Raw genomic sequence first — 16,057 nt, 5'->3', positions numbered from 1 at the left:
CGAGCTCATGCTGACCAATGCAGTTCCGACCACGCGTGGTCCCATCGTCGGCGCCGAGCAGGCTGGCGTCCGCGCCTTCAAGGGCGTGCCGTTCGCGATCGCCAGGCGCTTTGTCAGGGCAACGCCGCCGCCCGCGTGGACCGAACCGCGCCAATGCACGGACTACGGCGCTTATGCGCCGCAGCCCGGGCATCTCGATCAGGCCGATGCGGAGTCCTGCCTCAGCTTGAACATTTGGACGCCGGCAGGGGCCGATCGCCCGCTGCCGGTGCTGTTCTTCATCCATGGCGGTGCCTTCGTCACCGGCGGCGGCGCCGACTATGACGGCGCTTTCCTCGCCGCGCACGGCCCGGCCGTCATCGTCACTATCAATTACCGGCTGGGGCCGCTCGGCTTCCTGCAACTGCATCGCCACGGATTGGACGAGGCCAACAACCTTGCGATGTCGGATACGCTCGCCGCGCTCGATTGGGTGCACGCCAACATCGCCAATTTCGGCGGCGATCCGGATGCTGTGACGTTGTCGGGCCAGTCGGCCGGCGCGTCGATGGTGATTGCGCTCGCAACTCTGAAGCAAGCGAAAGGCAAGTTCATCCGTGCTCTTGCGCTCAGTGCGCCCGGGCGGAACATCATGGGCGCCGATCATGCCGACGATGTCACGCGCCGTGTGCTGGCCGAACTCGAGCTTGAGCACGACACCAGTGCGATCGCGTCCGTGCCGCTGCAGCAGCTTTTCTCGGCGGTCGAGAAAGTCGGCCGCAGGCTCGCGGACGAGACCGCCTCAGGCACCGTTTACGGCCCGGTGCTCGATGGCACCGTGATCCCGCGTGAGCCGCGCGAGGTCTTTGCCGACGGAGCCTTGCGCGACATTCCGCTCTGGCTCGGCTCCTGCCGCGACGAGATGGTGATGTTCTTGAAGAGCACCCCGCCGGCAGCGATGATCCGCACCACCGAGCGGAACGTGCGTGCCGCTTTCGGCGATGCCGGCTGGGAGCGCCTGCTCGCTTACTACCGCGCTACAGCGCGTGTCGACGAGGATCCCTACGAAGCGCTGCTCTCGGATGCATTCTGGCATCGCCCGATGGCCGACCTCGCCCGGCATCACGCGGCAGTCGGTGGTGCGGTATGGCTGAGCCGGTTCGACCATCGCCCGGCGCTGGAACCGTTCCAGTCGCAGGGGCCGACCCATGGCGCCGACAACGCCTGCCTGTGGGCGCATCTGCCAAATTTCATCGATCGCCCGATCCTGAAGCGCAAGGGCGGACCGATGACGCCGGCCGACATCGATGTCGCGGCGCGGTTCCAGACGAACCTGTTGCGCTTCGTGACATCAGGCGTGCCGGATGTTGCCGAAGCCTGGCCGCGGTTCGAGCTGGCCAAGGAGCCGCTGGCAATCTTCGCCCAGCCGTTTCATATTGTGCCGCTGAAGGAAGGCGCGCGCTCTCGCATTTGGGCCGAGCTCGGCCTGAGCAACAATGATAAGAAGAAAATGAGGGAGGCCGGATGAGCATCCTGAACACGAACGCCGTGCGCGGTTCGGTCATCTCGCTCCTTGGCGCGTTCGCGATACTGGCAGCTTCGCCCGTCACCGCGCAGATCGTCGCGACACCCGTTCCCGGCGATCCCGTCAGCATCGATTCCGGCGCCGTCTCCGGCAAGGTCTTGTCGTCGGGTGTGAAAGCTTATTTTGGCATTCCCTTTGCCGCACCGCCGCTCAGCGATCTCCGCTGGCGCGCGCCCGAAAGGGTCGAGGCGTGGAAGGGCGTCTATCACGCTGACCGGCTGGCACCGGAATGCATCCAGGTGCTGCGCCGGCACAATCTCAATCATTATTTCGGTGAGGAGGCGACCAGCGAGAACTGCCTCTATCTGAACATCTGGGCGAGCGCCGACGCGAAACCGGGCGCGAAGCTGCCCGTCGTGGTCTGGATCTATGGCGGCGGCTTCACGCTCGGCTCGAGCGGCATGGCGATGTATGACGGCGAGGCCGTCGCGAAGAAGGGCACGGTCTTCGTCAGCTTCAATTATCGCGTCGGCATCTTGGGCAATCTTGCCCATCCCGAGCTGACCGCGGAATCGCCCAACCACGCCTCCGGCAATTACGGCCTGATGGATCAGGTCGCGGCGCTGCAATGGGTCAAGCGCAACATTGCGCAATTCGGCGGCGATCCCGACAACGTCACCATCACCGGGCAGTCGGCTGGCGCCATGTCGGTGTCCGCATTAGAGGCGAGCCCGCTGGCAAAGGGCCTGTTCAATCGCGGCTTTGCGATGAGCCTCAGCATGTTCGATAACCGCTTCAAATTCCCGGCGCTGCCGGCCGCCGAGAAAATCGGCCTCGAAGTACAGTCTGCGCTCGGCGCATCGTCGCTCGCCGAGATGCGGTCGATCCAGGCCGACAAGATCTTGGCGGTGCAGAAGGACTGCCAGCTCGGTTGCGCCGGCACGATTTCCGTTACGCCCGATATCGATGGTTATGTGCTGCCTGATACCGTTCCGAACATTTTTGCGGCCGGGAAGCAGAACGATGTCGCGACCGTCGCCGGCTTCACCAGCGACGAAAGCTCGAATGATCTGCGTACCGCCGGGACGCTCGAAGCCTATGTCGCGGCTGCGCGAAAGCTTTATGGCGACCTGGCCGATCGCTTCCTCGCGCTCTATCCGGCGAAGACCGATGGTGAGGCAAAGGCCATGGGCCTGCTTGCCGCACGCGAGGGACTGGTCGAGATCGGCACGCGCAACTGGGCCGTCGCGCAAGAGAAGACCGGCAAGGCTCCGTTCTACATGTACATGTTCTCGCGCGTGCATCCCTTCGCGCCCGGTGTCGAGTTCTTCGACAGCCCGCAGAAGATCGGCGCCTACCACACCTCCGACGTGCCCTACTGGTTCGGGACGCAGGACGCTTTCAACAAGTTCCGCACCACGCGGGTCTGGACCGAGTTCGACCGCGCGCTGTCCGAACGTATGATGGATACGCTCATCGCCTTCGCGCGAACCGGCGATCCCGCTACTCCGGCGACGCCGTGGCCGCATTGGAAGCAGGACGCGCAAAAATATGTCGAGTTCGGCGACGAGTCCGGCGTGCGCGAGGAGAACCGGGCGCGGCTCGATTTCCACACGCCCGCGAACGTGACGCCGTCGACGCCGCGGGTGTCGCGGGACTAGTGCGCGTGATGTTGAGTCTCAGGATAAAGCAGACTTGCGCAAGCAAGTCCGGCTTATCGCCGTTTGACCCAACGACGTGCAGCCTCTCCCGACGTCGTGCTCAATAGCTTCCTCCCGGTATTCCATCACTGCATCGCATGAAAGGGTGGATCCGGCTGCCGTCGGTTGCGGGCTGCAAAAGGCTAGCAAAGCAGCACCACGAGGTTGGCCTCATGACACGCTGCATGAGCTAGGGCTATTTTCGAAACAGCGAGATGTTGTCGCTCAGCCAATCGGTTGCCGGGCGCGGAGCGTGGCCCGTCAGCTCGCGAACAGTTGTCGTGGTTTCAGCGAGCACCGATTCATAGAAAGCACGATCCAGGCCGAGCAGCAGGTCGGCGACAAATTCGTTCAGCCCTGAAGCAAGCAGCTTCTCTCGCTGCTCCGCCGGGCTTCGATGCTGATATGTGACGGCGCGACCAAGCAATCCGGACAGTGCATCTGCTATCTCAGGCATGCTCACCGCGGCCGGCCCGGTCAGGTGATAGGCGCGCTGGGAAGTGACGTGCGCATCGTCGAGAAGGACAGCGAAAGCGGAATCCGCGACATCGCGTGTGTCGATCAAATTGACCAATCCGTCGCCCGCTGCCCCGCCCCATGTGTCATTGACGATCGGAGCGACGGCCCGCGCCAGGATGTCGACGAAACTCGAAGGTCGCAAAACCGTGAAGCCCACGTCGCAGGTCGCAAGATGCGCCTCGATTTGCATATGCCAGTCGAACGGATGTAGCCGAGATGGTGGTCCCAACACGGACAATTTCACGATGTGGCTCACGCCGGCGGCCACGGCTGCGTCGATCAGCGCGATTTCGTTGGCGACCTGCCGGGGAGACGTGCCGTGGGCGAGGAACAGACGGTCGGCGCCGCGCAGCGCGTGGTCCAGGGTTGACCGCGCATCGAAGTCCACGGTCGCAACGGAGATCCCGGACGGCAGGCGTTCAGCGTCCGGCCCGCGCGTCAACGCCACAAGCTCAACCGGTTCGGTGACCAGTTTCGAAATCAGGGAGGAGCCCACGCGTCCGGTGGCTCCCGCGACCGCAATGCGCGGATGGCCGGCCTTGGGCTGGGAGGGATTGAACATTGACACAACCTTTCGTATCTTGGAACGATCAGTTCAAGATATTTGGAACGATCGTTCCAAGATGTCAAGCGGGAATACGATGAGTGGAAAACCCCAATTCGATGACGATGCCGTGATCAATTCCGCGATGGATGTGTTTTGGCGGCACGGCTATTCGGCTTCGTCAATTGATCAGCTGACGACAGCGATGGGTTTGTCGCGGTCCAGTGTGTACAAGCGATTTCAGGACAAGGAGGGGCTGTTCCAGGAAGTCCTTTCGACTTACGTGGACCGCGTGGTGCGGCGGATGGGCGCCGTTCGAGGTGACACGAGGCGCCAACAGCTCGAAGCTCTGTTGCTCGAATTCCTGCCCAGAGAGGGCAAGACCGCGCGACCGGCTGGATGCTTGCTGGCCCGATCTGGCGCCGAGATGGTCGATCTGCCGCCGGCAAGCCAGTCGGTCACGCGGCAGGGACTTAGGAAGCAGCGTGCGATCCTTGGCGAGATTTTGCGCGAGGCGGTCGCAAGTGGAGAATTGGTGGCGGCAACCGACATCGACGGATTGGCCTGGCACTATCTCGGTGTGTTGCAGGCCATACTGAATTTACCGCAAGCGGGCGCGACTGTTGGCGAGCTTCGCCGCGTTGTAGAACTTGCAATGATGGCGTGGCCCTTGCTCCCGGCCGCCGCAGCCCCCCAACGTGCAGTCTGATGTGGACGTGCGCTTATGTCCGCTCAGGCGCCTCAGAATGAGCAACTCGAGGCTTATGTTGCTCCCGCGCGAAAACTCTATGGCAACCAGGCTGATCGTTTCCTGATGCTGTATTCAGCGAAGACCGATAAGACCGCCTCGGCAGTCTCACCTGTAATCTGCTTCACACGCAAATGCGCCAAACAACGGTAGATGAAGTCAGGCCCCGCGACCGCGGGGCCTGGCTCGGAGCTGGCGATGATGGCTGCACTGGCAAAGGCAATATCCCGCGCGACGAGAACCAACGTTGATGTCGAAACTCTAAAGATCCTCGTGATTTTCTCGGGAGTGGGCCTGCTGGTCTCACTTGTGGCCGCAATGATCTACGGACAGGCCTTCGACGCTGCCTTATTCTGAGTGCGCAAATCGACCGCGCTTCCTAGTGCGTCTCGTGAAACCGGCTCAGGAATGCCTTCAGCCGTTCGCTGCGCGGCTGGCGAATGGTTTCCTCGGGCGTGCCGATCTCGGCCATGATGCCGCCGTTCATGAAGCCGACGCGGGTGGAGACGTCGGCGGCGAAGGTCATTTCGTGGGTGACCAGCACCATGGTCATGCCTTCGGCGGCAAGGTTGCGGATGACGGAGAGGACTTCGCCGACGAGCTCGGGATCGAGTGCCGAGGTCGGCTCGTCGAACAGCATCACCTCGGGCTTCATCGCGAGCGCACGCGCGATCGCGACGCGTTGCTTCTGGCCGCCTGAGAGGCGGCTCGGGAAGGCGTCGGCCTTGTCGGCGAGGCCGACTTTTGCCAGGAGATCGCGGCCAAGCGCATCGGCTTCGGTGCGCGCCATGCCCTTCACCTGCCTCGGGCCCTCGGTGACGTTGGCGAGCACCGACATGTGCGGGAACAGGTTGAAGTGCTGGAACACCATGCCGACATTTTCGCGCAGCTGCGCCAGTTGCGCGTCCTTCGGCGCGCGAGGGCCTTTGCCGAACGCGAACCGATGTGCGCCGATCGCAAGCTCGCCCTGCTGCGGCATTTCCAGCAGATTCAGGCAGCGCAGGAAGGTCGACTTGCCGGAGCCGGAGGCGCCGATCAGGGTGACCACCTCGCCGCGTTGGACCGAGAGCGAGACGCCCTTGAGCACCTCATGGTCGCCGAACGCCTTGTGGATGTTGTTGGCGACCAGCGTCGCGCCGTTCGCGCTCATCGATGCGCGCCCATCCGCGTTTCGATCTGGTCGGCGACCAGGGTCAGCGGGAACAGTACGACGAAATAGAGCACGGCAACGATGGTGTAGACCTCGAGCGGCTTGTAGCTTGTCGCGGTGATTACCGAGCCCTGATAGAGGAGATCGCCGACCGCGACCACCGACACCAGCGAAGTGTTCTTGAGCTGCATGATGGTCTGGTTGATGAAGGAGGGGATCATCACCTGGGTGGCCTGCGGCAGCACGATGCGGCGGAAGATTTTTCCGCGGCGCATGCCGATGGCGCGCCCGGCTTCCCATTGGCCCGTATCAACGGCTTCGATGCCGCCGCGGAAAATCTCGGCGTAGAACGAGCCGGCGTAGAGCGACAGCGCGACGAAGCAGGCCATCGCCGGCGACATGTCGACGCCGATCAGGACAGGCAGGGCGTAGTACATCCAGACCAGCTGCACCAAAAGCGGCGTGCAGCGGAACACCTCGATATAGAGCCGCAGCGGCACCGAGACCCAGCGCGGCGCCGTCGTGCGCAAAATGCCGACGACCAGTCCGATCAGGAGGCCCGCGACCACCGTGGTCACCGTGTAGAACAAGGTGACCAGGAGCCCTTGTCCGATCAGGCCCCAATACGGCTTGAGCGCCGCGAACTCCCAGACATACATCGGGGACGATCAGAACTGCACTTCGCTCGGAATATCTTCGGCGGCAAGGCCGACTGCCTCAAAGCCCTTCAGCATCCATTCGCGTGTCTGGCCCATCGCGCGGTTGTAGTCGGCCCAGGCGCTGAGGAAATCCTTGTAGCGGCGATCGCTATCGGCGCGGATGCCCATGTTGGTCGGCAGCGTCAGCAGCGGCCGCGGCACGGCGAGCTCGCCGAGTGTCGGGTTCTTCTTCAAGGTCGCGACCGAAAGCACTGCGAGCGAGACGTTGCAGTCGGCACGTCCGGTGGATACCGCGAGAATGGCCTCATCACGCGCCTTGAAGCCGAGGATGGTCGCCTTCGGGCAGTAGCGGCGCGCGATCGTCTCGTGGGTCGAGCCGATGTCGACGGAGATCCTGACCTCGGGCTTGTTGAGGTCGGCCCAGGTCTGCGGCTTGGCAAAGCCCTTCTTGGTGATGACGGTGAAGGAGTGCACCAGGATCGGCGTGGAGAAGTCGATGACCAGCGCCCGCTCCGGCGTCGGGTTCACGGCGAAGGTGAGATCGACCTTGTCGGCCTGGAGGTCGAGGATCTGGTTGCCCCAGGTCGATTCCAGCGTCTCGACCTTGGCGCCGAGCTTGCTGGCGATGTTGTTGGCCATGTCGATGCAGGCGCCCGACCACTCGTTGGTCGCGAGGTCCTTGTGGAAGTAGGGCTCCTGGCCGACGATGACGGCGATCCGCAGCACGCCGCTCTTCTTGATGCGATCGAGCGTGGAGGTCGGCGCGGTGTCGGCCTTGGCCGAGCTGCTCGCGGCAATCGCTGCGCCCGCCAGCGCAACAGTGGTGAGTGCGTCCCTGCGATTCATGGCTAGTTGCCTCCTCGAATTTGGCTCGGATCGTCTCCGTCCTCTGGACTATTTCTGTATTCAGGATAAAATGCAATACGGTATTTCATATTGCTGGTCATTTGTGCGGCAAAGTAGGGAAGAGCCCAATATCTTGGCAGGATTGCGTAAAACTCCCCGAGGACAGGGGTTGTCAATCGCATGCAACTCTGAATACAAGACTGAACGCAATTGTTTTATGATCTGAAGGAGGGGCCTGTGCGCGCTCTATTCGTCGATGCAAACGACACCCTGGCGGCGGTGACCGACAAGCTGCTGCGCTCCCAGGATCTGCCGGTCGGCATCAACCGCAATCCCTCCATCAAGCCCGACGATTTGCCCGGCCTGCTCGACGGCGTCGAGATCATGATCGTCGACCACACCGCGGTGCCGACGGCGATTGCGGCCAAATGCGCGAAGCTGAAGCATATCGTCTTCCTCGGTACCGGCGCGCGCAGCTACATGAATCCGGACGAGCTCGCTGAGCGCGGCATCGCCGTGCACACCATCAAGGGTTATGGCGACACCGCGGTCGCCGAATGCGCGATCGCGCTGATGTGGGCGTCTGCCAAGAGTTTTGGCGAGATGGATCGCGGCATGCGCGAGGGCAATTGGCTGCGCCGCGATGCTTTGCAGCTCACCGGCAAGACGCTCGGCCTGATCGGGTTCGGCGGCATCGCCGCGGAAGCCGCGCGCATGGCGGCGGGCTGCGGCATGAAGGTGATCGCCTGGAACAGGACGCCGAAGACGCATCCGGGCGTCGAATTCGTTTCGCTGGAGAAGCTGCTCGCGGAGAGCCACGTCATCTCGCTGCACCTGTTGCTCAACGACGAGACCAAAGGCTTCCTGTCGCGCGAGCGCATCGCGCAGATGCGGCCCGGCAGCATCCTGATCAACACCGCGCGTGGCGCTGTCGTGGACGAAGACGCGATGCTCGATGCACTGCGCTCGGGCCACATCGCGCATGCCGGCCTCGACGTCTTCACCGTCGAGCCGCTGCCATCAGGTCATCCCCTGACAAAGCTGCCGAACGTGACGCTGTCGGCGCATTCGGCGTTCCGCACGCCCGAGGCGAGCGACAATCTCATTGGCGCGGCGCTCGATCACTGCCGCCGCATCATCGCGACCGGCAAGTAGAATAAGGACATCCCATGTCGGACATCACCCGCATCGACCAGAACGCCCGCCGCAGCCGCGCTTCCGTGTTCGGCGATCTCGTCTTCCTCGCAGGACAAGTGGCGGACACCAAGACCGCCGATATCACCCAGCAGACCCGCGAAGCGCTGGCGAAGGTCGACGATATGCTGGCGCGTGCCGGCACCGACAAGTCGCGCCTGCTCAGCGTGCAGGTCTGGCTTAGGACCATGGACGATTTCGACGCCATGAACGCGGTCTATGATGGCTGGGTCGTGCCGGGCAATGCTCCGACGCGCGCTTGCGGCAAGGTCGAGCTTGCCGATTCCGCCTACCGCATCGAAGTGATCGCGATCGCCGCGCGCAGCTGACATGTGTGTCGATGCCCCTTGCGCTGGCTGCATTGGTCTTGCGCTGCATGTCCGTCTATCCTACGCCACCTCGGAACAAAAACGCATCGCCAAAGCCTGTAGGGAGCTGTCATGACCATTCGCAACACCCGCACCGGGGGCCAGATCCTGATCGATCAGCTCGTCGCCCAAGGCGTCGAGCGCGTCACCTGCGTGCCGGGCGAGAGCTATCTCGCAGCGCTCGATGCGCTGCATGACAGCCCGATCGACGTCATGATCTGCCGCGCCGAAGGTGGCGCGGCGATGATGGCGGAGGCCTATGGCAAGCTCACGGGACGGCCCGGCATCTGCTTCGTCACCCGCGGTCCCGGCGCAACCAATGCCAGCCACGGCGTCCACATCGCGATGCAGGATTCGACGCCGATGATCCTGTTCGTCGGCCAGGTCGACACCGGCATGCGCGAGCGCGAGGCGTTCCAGGAGCTCGACTACAAGGCGGTGTTCGGCACCATGGCGAAATGGGCGGTCGAGATCGATCGTCCCGACCGCATTCCTGAGCTGGTCGCGCGCGCCTTCCGCGTCGCCATGCAGGGCCGCCCGGGCCCTGTCGTGATCTCGCTGCCGGAGAACATGCTGACCGAAACCGCGGCGGTCGCCGATGCCATGCGCATCGAGCCGGCGGTGAGCTGGCCCGCGCCAGCAGATATCGAGCGTGTCAGCGCCATGCTCGCAAGCGCCAAGGCGCCGATCGTCATCCTCGGCGGCTCGCGCTGGACCGATGAGGCAACCAAGAGCATCGCGCGCTTTGCCGAGCGGTTCGACCTGCCGGTTGCGACCTCGTTCCGCCGCGCGTCGCTGATCGACGCCGATCATTCGCATTATGCCGGCGATCTCGGCATCGGGCCGAGCCCGGGCCTGAAGGCGCGCATCGACAACGCCGATGTCATTCTTCTGATCGGCGGCCGCATGTCGGAGATGCCGTCGTCGTCCTACACGCTGTTCGATATTCCGACGCCGCAGCAGAAGCTGATCCACGTGCATCCGGGCTCCGAAGAGCTCGGTCGCATCTATCAGCCGGAGCTGGCGATCCAGGCGACGCCGGCCGCGTTCGCCGCGGCCGTCGAGATGCTGAAGCCTGCTGGCGCGGTTGCATGGAAGGGCGAGGCGGCCAAGGCGCACGCGGACTATCTCGCCTGGACCGAGAAAGCACGCGAGCTGCCGGGCACGTTCCAGTATGGCCAGGTCATGACCTGGCTGCGCGATCGACTGCCCAAGGACGCGATCGTCTGCAACGGCGCCGGCAACTATGCCGGCTGGATCCATCGCCATCACCGCTTCCACAGCTTTGCGTCGCAGCTGGCGCCGACCTCGGGCTCGATGGGCTATGGCGTGCCGGCGGCGGTGCTGGCCAAACGGCAGTATCCGGATCGCACCGTCATTGCGTTTGCCGGCGATGGCTGCTTCCTGATGAACGGCCAGGAATTCGCAACCGCCGTGCAGTATGACGCAGCCCTGGTCGTCATCGTCGTCGACAATTCGCAATACGGCACCATCCGCATGCACCAGGAGCGCGACTATCCCGGTCGTGTCGTCGGCACCCAGCTCAAGAACCCGGATTTTGCGATGTACGCAAAGGCGTTCGGCGGCCATGGCGAGCGCGTCGAGCGCACCGAGGAATTCGCGCCGGCGTTCGAGCGCGCTCTCGCCTCGGGCAAGCCCTCGATCCTCCATTGCATCATCGATCCGCGCGCGATCTCGGTCGGCAAGGACTTTGCCCCAGCAGTGAAGGCGTAAGCCATGCCGGAAGGCCGCCACGTCGCCATCATCGGAGCCGGCGCGGTCGGCGTGATCAGCGCCATCGAGGCGCTGCGCGAAGGTCATCGCGTCACGCTGATCGATCCCGGTGAGCCCGGTGGCGAACAGGCGGCGAGCTATGGCAATGCCGGCTGGCTGTCGTCGCACTCGGTGATCCCGCCGGCGGAGCCTGGCGTCTGGAAGAAGGTGCCGGGCTATCTGATGGATCCGCTCGGGCCGCTCGCGATCCGCTGGTCTTACTTGCCGAAGGCGTTGCCCTGGCTGATCAAGTATCTGCTCTCGGGCTGGACCGAGGCGCGGGTCGAGAAGACCGCGTTCGCGCTGCGCGATCTCCTGAAGGACGCTCCGCTGCTGCACCGGAAGCTCGCGGAAGAAGCCGGCGTCCCTGAACTGGTCGAGCGTAACGGCGTGATGCATGTGTTCCCGTCGCGCGGCAATTTTGACAACGATCTCGGCTGGCGTCTGCGCAAGAAGGTCGGCGTCGAATGGCTGGAGCTCAATGCCGACGAAATCCGCCAGCGCGAGCCTGAGCTGCATCCGCGCTATACGTTTGGCGTGGTGGTGGAAGAGGCCGGCCGCTGCCGCGATCCCGGCGCTTATGTCGCGGCGCTTGCCAATCATGCGTTGGCGAGCGGTGTGGAGCTCGTGCGCGCCAAGGCGACCGGCCTGAAGCTCAACGGCAACAAGCTCGTCGCCGTCGTCACCGAGACCGGCGAGATTCCTTGCGACGCTGCGGTTGTCGCCGCCGGCGCCCGCTCGAAGCAGCTTACGGCATCGGTCGGCGATTCCCTGCCGCTCGAAACCGAGCGCGGCTATCACGTCATGATCGCGCATCCGGAGTCCGGTCCGCGCAGCTCGATCATGGCGTCGGACGCAAAAATGGTGGTGAACTGGACCGACAAGGGCCTGCGCGCCGCCGGCACGGTCGAGATCGCAGGCCTCGAGGCCGCGCCGAACTGGAAGCGCGCCGAGATCCTGCGAGATCATCTCTTCAGCATGTTCCCGAAGCTGCCGAAGGACATTCCGGCCTCGCGCATCAAAACCTGGTTCGGTCATCGGCCGAGCATGCCGGATGGCCGTCCCTGCATCGGCTACGCACGCGCCTCGCGCGATATCGTCTATGCCTTCGGCCACGGCCATATCGGCCTGGTCGGTTCGGCCCGCACCGGGCGTCTCGTCGCGCAGCTCCTGAGCGGCAAGGAGCCGGAGATTCCCCTTGCGCCGTTCGCACCCAATCGCTTCCTCTGAGATCGCATCATGACCACTCCAGCCAACTCGCCTTCTCGTATTGCCCGTGGCGGCAAGGCCATCTATGGCGCGCCGCTCGGCATCCTGATGCTGGAAGCGCGCTTTCCCCGTATCCCCGGCGACATGGGCAACGGCACGACCTGGCCGTTCCCGGTGCTCTATCGCGTGGTGAGCGGGGCGTCGCCGGAGAAGGTGGTGCTGAACGGCGCGGCCGGCCTGCTGCCTGATTTCATCGATGCGGCGAAGGATCTGGTGCGGCTTGGCGCCGAAGCCATCACCACCAATTGCGGCTTCCTCTCGCTGTTCCAGAAGGAGATCGCGGCCGCCGTCGGCGTTCCCGTTGCGACCTCGTCGCTGATGCAGGTGCCGTGGGTGCAGGCAACCTTGCCACCGGGCAAGCGCGTCGGCCTCGTCACGGTGTCGGGCTCGACCTTGACGCCGGCCCATCTCGAAGGCGCCGGCGTGCCGCTCGACACGCCGCTGGTCGGCACCGAGAACGGCAAGGAGTTCTTCCGCGTCCTGATCAAGGCCGAGAAGGACGACATGGACATCGCGCAAGCTGAACGTGATGTGGTCGAAGCCGGCAAGCAGCTCGTCGCCAAGAACCCGGATGTCGGCGCCATCGTGCTCGAATGCACCAACATGCCGCCTTATGCGGCCGCGTTGCAGGCCGAAGTTGGGCTGCCCGTCTATGACATTTATTCCATGATCACCTGGTTTCATGCTGGACTGCGTCCGCGCGCCTTTGCCTGATTCCGGTCGTCGCAAAGCTCTGAACAAGCCGTGCGAGAGCGCGGTTTGCATTGCTATCGTCGACACGGCCCCGGTATATTGGTCAGTGTTCGGGCATGAATGCAGCTGATGATGAGCAACGTGGAACTGGCTTCCGATAGTATCGTCGATCGCGTCTATGAACAGCTCAAGGCGATGGCCGTGAGCTATGAGTTCAAGCCGGGCGAGCGACTCAACGAGGGTGAGCTCGCAAAGCGCCTCGGCGTCAGCCGCACGCCGCTGCGCGAGGCGCTCAATCGTCTCAACACCGAAGGCTTTCTGCGCTTCACGCCGGGCAAGGGTTTCTTCTGCCGCGAGCTCGACGCCCACGAGATCTTCGATCTCTACGAGCTGCGTAAGTCGATCGAGGTCGCCTCGATCCGCCTCGCCATCAAGCGCGCCAAGGACGAGGACATCGACGCGCTGCTGAAATTCCTCGAGGCCACCGGCCCCGATCCCGGTGAGCGCACCTCGGTTGAGCTGGTCGAGTTAGACGAAACCTTTCACGAGCGGCTGATGGCGATGTCGAACAATGCCGAGATGCTGCGCGTCCTGCGCAACGTCAACGCCCGCATTCGCTTCGTGCGCTGGATCGACATGGACCGCATCAACCGCTCCAACACGCAAGCTGAGCATCGCGCCGTGGTCGAAGGGTTGAAGGCAAGAGACGAGGAGGTTTGCGTCTCCGTGCTGGAAAAGCATATCGACCGCCGCCTGGATCGCATCACCTCGGCGATCAAGGAAGGCTACGCGCAGATTTATATGCCGGCGACGGCGCGGTCTGCGGCGAATTGAGGGACTCTTCCTTCTCCCCTTGCGGGAGAAGGTGGCGCGAAGCGCCGGATGAGGGGTGTCTCTCCGCGAATACAAATGTGCATGAATGCGCGGAGGCAACCCCTCACCCCTGTGAGCTTGTGTCAACCTGCGGTGATGCCCTCTCCCGCAAGGGGAGAGGCGCAGCAACGCGCACCGAGGAAGACGCAGCTATACAATCCCTCGATATCTGGTCATGCCAGACGGTCAGAGCTTTCGTGTCTGAACATCGCTAGCGTCCGCTCGAAATTCACGGAGACAAGCGGTGCACAGCCCTCAACCCAATCCCGACTCGCGCGCAAGTGACAATTGGCCGTCCGAGCTCTATCGCATCCTGAAAGCCGCCGACGTGCGGCAGATGTCCTATGTCCCGGATGCCGGCCACAGCCAGCTGATCCGCCTGTTCTCGTCCGATCCTGACGTCACCACCAATGTGCTGACGACGGAAGAGGAGGGCATCGCGATTGCCGCGGGCGCCTGGCTCGGCGGCCAGCGCAGTGTGGTGCTGATGCAGTCGAGCGGGGTCGGAAATTGCATCAACATGCTGTCGCTGTCGGCGATCGGACGCTTTCCGCTGCTGATGCTGGTGACGATGCGCGGCGAATGGGCCGAGTTCAATCCCTGGCAGGTGCCGATGAGCCGGGCGACGCAGCCATCGCTGGAAGCAATCGGCCTGAAGGTGATGCGTGGGGAGACGGCTGAGGATCTGGTCGAGACCGTCGAATCCGCCGCAGCGCTCGCCTACGAAGCTGACCAGCAGGTCGCCGTGCTGATCGGACAGCGCCTGATCGGCAAGAAGAAGTGGTGATGTCAATGCAAGCTCAACTCGATCGTCGCGCTGCCGTCGCGGTCCTGCTCAGGGATCGCAAGGATACACTGGTCGTCTCCGGCCTCGGCTCGCCCACCTACGATCTTCATTCTGTCGGCGACCACGACGGCAATTTCTATCTCTGGGGTGCGATGGGCGGTGCTGCGCTGATCGGGCTCGGGCTCGCGCAGGCTCAACCGTCGAAGCGGGTTCTCGCCTTGACCGGCGACGGCGAGCAGTTGATGGGGATTGGCGGTCTCGCCACCATCGGCGTCGCGCGTCCGCGCAATCTCGACATCGTCGTGATCGACAACCAGCATTTTGGCGAGACCGGGATGCAGGCGAGCCACACCGGGCGCGGCGTCGATCTCACGGCGATCGCGGCCGCCTGCGGCTTCGCTGCGATCGGAACCGTGCGGACGCTCGAGGAGGTGGGGCGCCTTGCAACGCAAATCGCCCAGCCGGTCGATGGGCCGCGGCTTTTCGTCATCAAGGTCCTGGCCGAAAATCCGCCACGCTCCCTACCGTCGCGTGATGCCGTCTTTATCAAGAACCGGTTCCGTGCTCATCTCGGATTTGCGGCGGCTTGAACTGGGATTCTTGCCCGGAATAGGTTCGCCGCAAGCAGCTATTCTGGAGTGAGACTCATGAAACTATCCGGCAAGGTCGCCGCCATCACCGGCGCGGCGCGTGGCATCGGCAAAGCCTGTGCAAAGAGATTTCTCGATGACGGCGTCAAGGTCGTCATCTCGGATGTCGATGCCGATGGCCTTGCCGCCACGGCCGCCGAGCTCGGGCGGCCGGATGCCTTGCGCGCCGTCCCCGGCAATGTTGCCAAGCGTGCCGACGTCGATCGCCTCGTCGTGACCGCTGTCAAAGAGTTCGGCCGGCTCGACATCATGGTGAACAATGCTGGCGTCGCCCGCAACCGGGATATCCTGGAGATCTCCGAAGAGGAGTTCGACGAAATCATCGGCATCAACCTGAAAGGCGCGTTTTTCGGCGTTCAGGCCGCCGCGAAGCAGATGATCGCGCAGGGCGGCGGCGGGGTCATCATCAACATGTCCTCGGTGAATGCGCTGCTGGCGATCCCGGCGCTTGCGACCTACGCGATGTCCAAGGGTGGCATGAAGCAGCTGACTTCGGTCGCCGCTGTCGCGCTCGCCCCGCACAACATCCGCGTCGTTGCGGTCGGACCGGGGACGATTTTAACCGACATGGTGGCGTCGTCGATCTACACATCAGAGGATGCCCGCAAGACCGTGATGTCACGCACGCCGGCGGGCCGCGGCGGCGAGCCGAGCGAGGTCGCCTCAGTCGTCGCGTTCCTCGCCAGCGACGATGCGTCCTACATTACCGGGCAGACAATTTATCCGGATGGCGGGCGATTGATCCTGAACTACACGGTGCCGGTGAAGGACAAGTAGGGG

General features: G+C 63.7%; 17 protein-coding genes. 13 read left to right on the top strand and 4 right to left on the bottom strand.

Annotated features, from left to right (window positions below):
• Window positions 1-7 precede the first annotated feature (7 nt).
• Entirely contained in the window at window positions 8-1,507 is a 1,500-nt protein-coding gene (locus tag UB31_RS31980) for a carboxylesterase/lipase family protein (RefSeq protein ID WP_045013703.1), read from the top strand.
• Entirely contained in the window at window positions 1,504-3,165 is a 1,662-nt protein-coding gene (locus UB31_RS31975; protein ID WP_045013702.1) for a carboxylesterase/lipase family protein, read from the top strand. The genes UB31_RS31980 and UB31_RS31975 overlap by 4 nt, the downstream gene beginning before the upstream one ends.
• A 235-nt stretch (window positions 3,166-3,400) precedes the next feature.
• On the opposite strand, the gene UB31_RS31970 is transcribed toward UB31_RS31975, so the two are convergent.
• On the bottom strand, window positions 3,401-4,285 hold the full coding sequence (locus tag UB31_RS31970) for an SDR family oxidoreductase (RefSeq protein WP_045013701.1): 885 nt from the start codon (window positions 4,283-4,285) through the stop codon (window positions 3,401-3,403).
• On the opposite strand from UB31_RS31970, the gene UB31_RS31965 reads away from it, so the two are divergent.
• Together UB31_RS31965 and UB31_RS42300 are read left to right on the top strand one after the other, a co-directional pair.
• Complete coding sequence (locus UB31_RS31965) at window positions 4,278-4,976, top strand: TetR/AcrR family transcriptional regulator (RefSeq protein WP_245306105.1); 699 nt, start codon at window positions 4,278-4,280, stop codon at window positions 4,974-4,976. The genes UB31_RS31970 and UB31_RS31965 overlap by 8 nt on opposite strands.
• Before the next feature lie 237 nt (window positions 4,977-5,213).
• Entirely contained in the window at window positions 5,214-5,372 is a 159-nt protein-coding gene (locus tag UB31_RS42300) for a hypothetical protein (RefSeq protein ID WP_197090877.1), read from the top strand.
• A 22-nt stretch (window positions 5,373-5,394) separates the two neighbouring features.
• Here UB31_RS42300 and UB31_RS31955 read toward each other — a convergent pair whose 3' ends face one another.
• Genes UB31_RS31955 through UB31_RS31945 form a run of 3 tightly spaced genes read right to left on the bottom strand, consistent with a single transcriptional unit; the run spans window position 5,395 to window position 7,670 of the window.
• Complete coding sequence (locus tag UB31_RS31955) at window positions 5,395-6,165, bottom strand: amino acid ABC transporter ATP-binding protein (RefSeq protein WP_045013698.1); 771 nt, start codon at window positions 6,163-6,165, stop codon at window positions 5,395-5,397.
• Complete coding sequence (locus UB31_RS31950; protein WP_045013697.1) at window positions 6,162-6,824, bottom strand: amino acid ABC transporter permease; 663 nt, start codon at window positions 6,822-6,824, stop codon at window positions 6,162-6,164. Before UB31_RS31950 ends, UB31_RS31955 begins: the two co-directional genes overlap by 4 nt.
• A 9-nt stretch (window positions 6,825-6,833) precedes the next feature.
• Window positions 6,834-7,670: a transporter substrate-binding domain-containing protein gene (locus UB31_RS31945; RefSeq protein ID WP_045013696.1), complete on the bottom strand. Its 837-nt coding sequence runs from the start codon at window positions 7,668-7,670 to the stop codon at window positions 6,834-6,836.
• 237 nt (window positions 7,671-7,907) lie between these two features.
• Between UB31_RS31945 and UB31_RS31940 the strand changes: the two genes are divergently transcribed.
• The 9 genes from UB31_RS31940 (at window position 7,908) to UB31_RS31900 (ending at window position 16,054) form a co-directional block, all read left to right on the top strand.
• Window positions 7,908-8,825 (top strand): NAD(P)-dependent oxidoreductase, encoded by a 918-nt coding sequence (locus tag UB31_RS31940; protein ID WP_045013929.1) that lies wholly within the window; start codon window positions 7,908-7,910, stop codon window positions 8,823-8,825.
• Window positions 8,826-8,839: 14 nt separating this feature from the next.
• On the top strand, window positions 8,840-9,193 hold the full coding sequence (locus UB31_RS31935; RefSeq protein WP_045013695.1) for a RidA family protein: 354 nt from the start codon (window positions 8,840-8,842) through the stop codon (window positions 9,191-9,193).
• Window positions 9,194-9,304: 111 nt separating this feature from the next.
• The gene (locus UB31_RS31930; protein ID WP_045013694.1) at window positions 9,305-10,966 is read left to right on the top strand and encodes a thiamine pyrophosphate-binding protein; all 1,662 of its coding nucleotides are present in this window, start codon (window positions 9,305-9,307) and stop codon (window positions 10,964-10,966) included.
• Window positions 10,967-10,969: 3 nt separating this feature from the next.
• Window positions 10,970-12,235, top strand: coding sequence for an NAD(P)/FAD-dependent oxidoreductase (locus UB31_RS31925; protein WP_045013693.1), 1,266 nt, complete (start codon window positions 10,970-10,972; stop codon window positions 12,233-12,235).
• 9 nt (window positions 12,236-12,244) lie between these two features.
• Window positions 12,245-12,988, top strand: a complete 744-nt coding sequence (locus tag UB31_RS31920) for an aspartate/glutamate racemase family protein (RefSeq protein WP_045013692.1) — start codon at window positions 12,245-12,247, stop codon at window positions 12,986-12,988.
• A 108-nt stretch (window positions 12,989-13,096) separates the two neighbouring features.
• Window positions 13,097-13,801, top strand: coding sequence for a GntR family transcriptional regulator (locus UB31_RS31915; RefSeq protein ID WP_245306104.1), 705 nt, complete (start codon window positions 13,097-13,099; stop codon window positions 13,799-13,801).
• 283 nt (window positions 13,802-14,084) lie between these two features.
• Window positions 14,085-14,627 carry a thiamine pyrophosphate-binding protein gene (locus UB31_RS31910; RefSeq protein ID WP_045013690.1) on the top strand — a complete coding sequence of 181 codons (543 nt, stop codon included), beginning with the start codon at window positions 14,085-14,087 and terminating at the stop codon, window positions 14,625-14,627.
• Window positions 14,627-15,217 carry a thiamine pyrophosphate-dependent enzyme gene (locus tag UB31_RS31905; protein WP_045013689.1) on the top strand — a complete coding sequence of 197 codons (591 nt, stop codon included), beginning with the start codon at window positions 14,627-14,629 and terminating at the stop codon, window positions 15,215-15,217. The genes UB31_RS31910 and UB31_RS31905 overlap by 1 nt, the downstream gene beginning before the upstream one ends.
• Before the next feature lie 57 nt (window positions 15,218-15,274).
• Window positions 15,275-16,054 carry an SDR family NAD(P)-dependent oxidoreductase gene (locus tag UB31_RS31900; RefSeq protein WP_045001979.1) on the top strand — a complete coding sequence of 260 codons (780 nt, stop codon included), beginning with the start codon at window positions 15,275-15,277 and terminating at the stop codon, window positions 16,052-16,054.
• Window positions 16,055-16,057 lie beyond the last annotated feature (3 nt).

This window comes from Bradyrhizobium sp. LTSP849 (assembly GCF_000938255.1).
GTDB lineage: Bacteria > Pseudomonadota > Alphaproteobacteria > Rhizobiales > Xanthobacteraceae > Bradyrhizobium.
This window is presented reverse-complemented; position numbering and strand designations above follow the sequence as displayed.

Coding starts and splice junctions, on each gene's coding strand:
- UB31_RS31980 (WP_045013703.1), top strand. CDS start 8: ATGCTGACCAATGCAGTTCCGACCACGCGTGGTCCCATCGTCGGCGCC.
- UB31_RS31955 (WP_045013698.1), bottom strand. CDS start 6,165: ATGAGCGCGAACGGCGCGACGCTGGTCGCCAACAACATCCACAAGGCG.
- UB31_RS31935 (WP_045013695.1), top strand. CDS start 8,840: ATGTCGGACATCACCCGCATCGACCAGAACGCCCGCCGCAGCCGCGCT.
- UB31_RS31945 (WP_045013696.1), bottom strand. CDS start 7,670: ATGAATCGCAGGGACGCACTCACCACTGTTGCGCTGGCGGGCGCAGCG.
- UB31_RS31915 (WP_245306104.1), top strand. CDS start 13,097: ATGATGAGCAACGTGGAACTGGCTTCCGATAGTATCGTCGATCGCGTC.
- UB31_RS31930 (WP_045013694.1), top strand. CDS start 9,305: ATGACCATTCGCAACACCCGCACCGGGGGCCAGATCCTGATCGATCAG.
- UB31_RS31975 (WP_045013702.1), top strand. CDS start 1,504: ATGAGCATCCTGAACACGAACGCCGTGCGCGGTTCGGTCATCTCGCTC.
- UB31_RS31900 (WP_045001979.1), top strand. CDS start 15,275: ATGAAACTATCCGGCAAGGTCGCCGCCATCACCGGCGCGGCGCGTGGC.
- UB31_RS42300 (WP_197090877.1), top strand. CDS start 5,214: ATGATGGCTGCACTGGCAAAGGCAATATCCCGCGCGACGAGAACCAAC.
- UB31_RS31920 (WP_045013692.1), top strand. CDS start 12,245: ATGACCACTCCAGCCAACTCGCCTTCTCGTATTGCCCGTGGCGGCAAG.
- UB31_RS31950 (WP_045013697.1), bottom strand. CDS start 6,824: ATGTATGTCTGGGAGTTCGCGGCGCTCAAGCCGTATTGGGGCCTGATC.
- UB31_RS31925 (WP_045013693.1), top strand. CDS start 10,970: ATGCCGGAAGGCCGCCACGTCGCCATCATCGGAGCCGGCGCGGTCGGC.
- UB31_RS31970 (WP_045013701.1), bottom strand. CDS start 4,285: ATGTTCAATCCCTCCCAGCCCAAGGCCGGCCATCCGCGCATTGCGGTC.
- UB31_RS31905 (WP_045013689.1), top strand. CDS start 14,627: ATGTCAATGCAAGCTCAACTCGATCGTCGCGCTGCCGTCGCGGTCCTG.